Here is a 4102-nt window from a genome sequence, read left to right on the forward strand (position 1 = left end):
CCGCGCATTCGACACGGTTCCCGACGTGATCGTGGAGTGGCGCGAGCGGGCCGACGGAACCTCCATCACCCAGCACGAGAGCACGCTCGGGGTGCTGCGGGACTGCCTCGACGCGATGGCCGCGGGGCTGGCCGTGCTCGACGACGCGGGTCAGCACGCCGCCGCCGACGCCCGCGTGCGACTGATGCTCACGATGGATGTGCCGCGTCTCGCGCGCATCGCCGAGACGCATCCGGATGCCGCCTACCGCCGCGCCCTCGGAGAGTTCACCCGTGCGCTCACCGCGCGCAGCAGCGAGCGCGAGGACGGCCGCGAGGCATCCGTCGCCGCGACCTGGTGACGCTCAGACGGGCCTGTCCGCGTCGAGGTCGGTGACCGCCGCGAGCTGCTGGGCGGCGAGCGCCGCGTAGAGCCCACCGGCCGCGAGCAGCGACTCGTGCGTGCCCGACTCCACGATGCGACCGCGCTCGACCACGTGGATGACGTCGGAGGCGATGACCGTCGACAGCCGGTGCGCGACGGTGATGGTCGTGCGCCCGCGCGCCGCGGTGTCGAGGGCCTCCTGCACGATGCGCTCGGACACCGTGTCGAGTGCCGAGGTGGCCTCGTCGAGCAGCAGCACCGGCGGATCCTTCAGCAGCACGCGCGCGATCGCGATGCGCTGCTTCTCACCGCCCGACAGCCGGTACCCGCGTTCGCCCACGACGGTGTCGTAGCCGTGCTCGAAGCCCTCGATGACGTGATGGATGTTGGCCGCGCGGCAGGCCGCCTCGAGCTCGGCGTCGGTCGCCTCCGGCTTCGCGTAGCGAAGGTTGTCACGGATGGTCGCGTGGAAGAGGTACGTCTCCTGCGACACGATGCCGATGTCGTCGATGATCGCGGCGTGCCGCAGGTCGCGCACGTCGGCGCCCGCGAACCGCACCGTGCCACCCGTGGCCTCGTAGAGCCGCGGCGTGAGGTAGAGGATCGTGGTCTTGCCGGCCCCCGACGGCCCGACGAATGCGACGTGCTGGCCGGGCTCGACGGTGAACGAGACGTCGTCGAGCGTCGGGCGCGCTTCGCTCGACGAGTCGGGGTAGCGGAACGACACCCCCTCGAAGCGCACCTCGCCGCGCGGGCCCGGCGCCTCCGCGACGCCGATCGCCCCCGGCCGGTCGCGGATCGCGGGCGTGAGGTCGAGGTACTCGAAGATGCGCGCGAACACCGCGCCCGAGGTCTGCAGGTCGAGGGTCACGCGCATGAGGCCCATGAGCGGCTGCAGCAGCCGGGCCTGCACGGTGGTGAACGCGACGATGGTGCCCGCCGTGATCGTGTCGGCCCCGCCGCCGATCAGAAGGCCCGCGACCAGGTAGATGACGGCCGGCACGCTCGCCATGATGACGCCGACGAGCGAGAAGAAGCCCTGTCCGCTCATCGCCTGTCGCACCTGCAGGCGCACCTGGTTGGCGTTCTCCTCACGGAAGCGCCCCAGCTCGTCGCCCTGACGGTTGAACGACTTCGAGAGCAGGATGCCGCTCACACTCAGGCTCTCCTGCGTGATGGCGGTCAGCTCCGAGAGCGACTCCTGCGTCTGGCCGGCGATGCGCGCGCGCACCTGGCCGACCCGCCGCTGCACGACGGCCAGCACCGGCATCAGGACGACCGCGATCACCGTCAGGCGCGGGTCGATCAGCACCATCGCGACGATGGAGGCGACCACCGTCACCGTATTGCCGAGCACGCTCGTCACGGTGTTGGTGAGCACCGACGACACGGCGCCGACGTCGTTCTGCAGACGCGACTGGATGACGCCCGTCTTGGTGCGGGTGAAGAAGGCCAACTCCATGGCCTGCAGGTGGTCGAACATGCGCACGCGCAGGTCGCCGGTGACGGCGTTTCCGACGGTGGCGGTGAGCCACGTCTGCCAGAAGTTCAGCGCCGCCGAGAGCAGGAAGAGCGCGACAGTGATCGAGACGAGCTCGACGAGCAACGGGATGCGGGGTCCGCCTCCGGAGGTCGGGAACAGGGCGTCGTCGAAGATGCGCTGCACGATCAGCGGCGGGATGACCGCGACGGCCGCACCGAGCAGCACGGCGACGATCGTGAGTGCCAGGCGCGCGCGATACGGCCGGAACAGCTCGGCGACCCGGCGCCCGAGGTGGGCGATCTTCGGCGCCGACGCGTTGGCCCTGCGCTGCGCGTCCTGGTCGACCCCGCGGAAGCCCGCCGGCCGCGGGCCCATGCCGTTGGCCATCCCCATGCCCATGCCGCCGCCTCCGTGGCCCATACCCATCGCCATCAGCGGGTCACCCGAGGCTCGAGACGAGGTTGATGACCGTCGCGAGGATCACGGCGCCGAAGAGGTAGGCGAGCATGGTCTGCGCGATCACGATGCGCCGCACCTCGTTGGTCGTCACGTTGGTGTCGGCGACCTGGTAGGTCATGCCGAGCCCGAAGGCGAAGTAGGCGAAGTCGGTGTACATCGGCGGCTCGTCCTGGTTGAACTGGATGCCGCCGATCGGCTCGGTGTAGTAGACGTGCGCGACCCGCAGCATATAGTCCACCTGGATGAGCAGCCAGGATGCCGCGACGCTGACGACGCTGATGCCGGCAAGGGCCAACGCCTCCCACCCGCTGGCATTGCGCGCCTCGACCACGACCACGCCGACGGCGCCGAGGCTGACGAGGCTGCCGACGACGGCGATCAGCCGGGCCGTGCGTCGACCCGGGTCCTCGGCCGTCGCGTGCGCTCGGGTGTCCGCGGCATCCATCGACCACGTCGCGACCAGCACCCAGGTCGTCTGCACGATGGCGAGCACCGCCCAGGCCGAGAGGATGCCGGCCGCCCACCCCTGGAACAGGCCCACGACGATCCCTCCCGCCAGGCCCGCGACGATCGACACGACCGCCCGCACCCGCACCGAGGCGAGCTGTCGTGAATCTGCCATGCCCTCATCGTGCCACCAGTCGGGAATGGGATGTCTGTGACCACCGTTACGCTCATCACACGCCCGTCGCACTCCCGACGATGACGTCCCCGCCCACAGCCCCGAGACGAGGAACGCCCATGGCATCCACCGACACCATCCCCTCCGCACCGGCATCCATCACGCCTCAGGCGCAGCGCGTCATCTGGCTGCTCCTGGGTGCCGCGTTCGTGGCGATCCTCAACGAGACCACGATGGGCGTCGCGATCGACCACCTCATCGACGACCTCTCGATCACGGCGTCCGCCGCACAGTGGCTGACGACCGCCTTCATGCTCACGATGGCCGTGGTCATCCCGATCACCGGCTTCCTGCTGCGCCGCCTGACGACACGTGTGATCTTCGTGGCGGCGATGAGCCTCTTCTCGCTCGGCACCCTGGTCGCCTTCCTCGCTCCCGGTTTCGAGGTGCTGCTGGTCGCGCGCGTCATTCAGGCGTCCGGCACCGCGATCATGATGCCGCTGCTCATGACCGTCGTGCCGGCGCACGAGCGCGGTCGCATGATGGGTCGCGTCAGCATCGTCATGGCGCTTGCGCCCGCCCTCGGCCCGACTCTGGCCGGAGTCATCCTCGACACGCTCGGCTGGCGCTGGATCTTCGGCGTCGTGCTGCCGATCGCGATCGTCGCGCTCGTCGTCGGCGCGCTGTGGATCCGCAATGTCGGCGAGCAATCGCACGCCCGCATCGACGCCCTCTCTGTCGTGCTGTCCGCCTTCGGCTTCGGCGGCCTCGTCTACGGCCTCAGCCAGATCGGCGGCGAGGGCGGGGCGGCATCGAGCCCGTCGGCCACCCTGTGGATCTCGCTGATCGTCGGCGTCGTGGCGCTCACGCTGCTCGTGCTGCGGCAGCTGCGTCTGCAGCGCGACGATCGGGCTCTCCTCGACCTGCGCGTCTTCAGCTACCGCAACTTCACGATCTCGCTCCTGCAGTTCACGATCCTCTCCTTCGCGTTCTTCGGCGCGATCACGGTGCTGCCGCTCTACCTGCAGCGCGCCGTCGGCGCCGATGCGCTCACCACGGGACTCCTGCTGCTGCCGGGCTCCTTGCTGATGGGACTCACCGGTCCGCTGATCGGCGCGATCTACGACAAGTGGGGCACCCGCGTTCTGCTGATCCCGGGCGCGCTGATCGTGATC

Annotated in this window: 3 protein-coding genes and 1 pseudogene; 2 read left to right on the forward strand and 2 right to left on the reverse strand. The window is 69.9% G+C overall.

Going from position 1 to position 4102, the window contains the following annotated elements:
* Positions 1–340, forward strand: a pseudogene (locus tag ASG00_RS16940) (glycosyltransferase family 2 protein); the annotation flags it as partial.
* 3 nt (positions 341–343) lie between these two features.
* On the opposite strand, the gene ASG00_RS04815 reads toward ASG00_RS16940, so the two are convergent.
* Positions 344–2239 (reverse strand): ABC transporter ATP-binding protein, encoded by a 1896-nt coding sequence (locus ASG00_RS04815; protein WP_082483062.1) that lies wholly within the window; start codon positions 2237–2239, stop codon positions 344–346.
* A 46-nt stretch (positions 2240–2285) separates the two neighbouring features.
* Positions 2286–2927, reverse strand: a complete 642-nt coding sequence (locus ASG00_RS04820) for a DUF1345 domain-containing protein (protein WP_056207288.1) — start codon at positions 2925–2927, stop codon at positions 2286–2288.
* A gap of 119 nt (positions 2928–3046) precedes the next feature.
* Here ASG00_RS04820 and ASG00_RS04825 point away from each other — a divergent pair.
* Positions 3047–4102, forward strand: a 1056-nt coding sequence (locus tag ASG00_RS04825) for a DHA2 family efflux MFS transporter permease subunit (RefSeq protein WP_235559148.1), incomplete at its 3' end; no start/stop codon positions are given.

This window comes from Microbacterium sp. Leaf351 (assembly GCF_001423825.1).
Taxonomy (GTDB): domain Bacteria; phylum Actinomycetota; class Actinomycetes; order Actinomycetales; family Microbacteriaceae; genus Microbacterium; species Microbacterium ginsengisoli.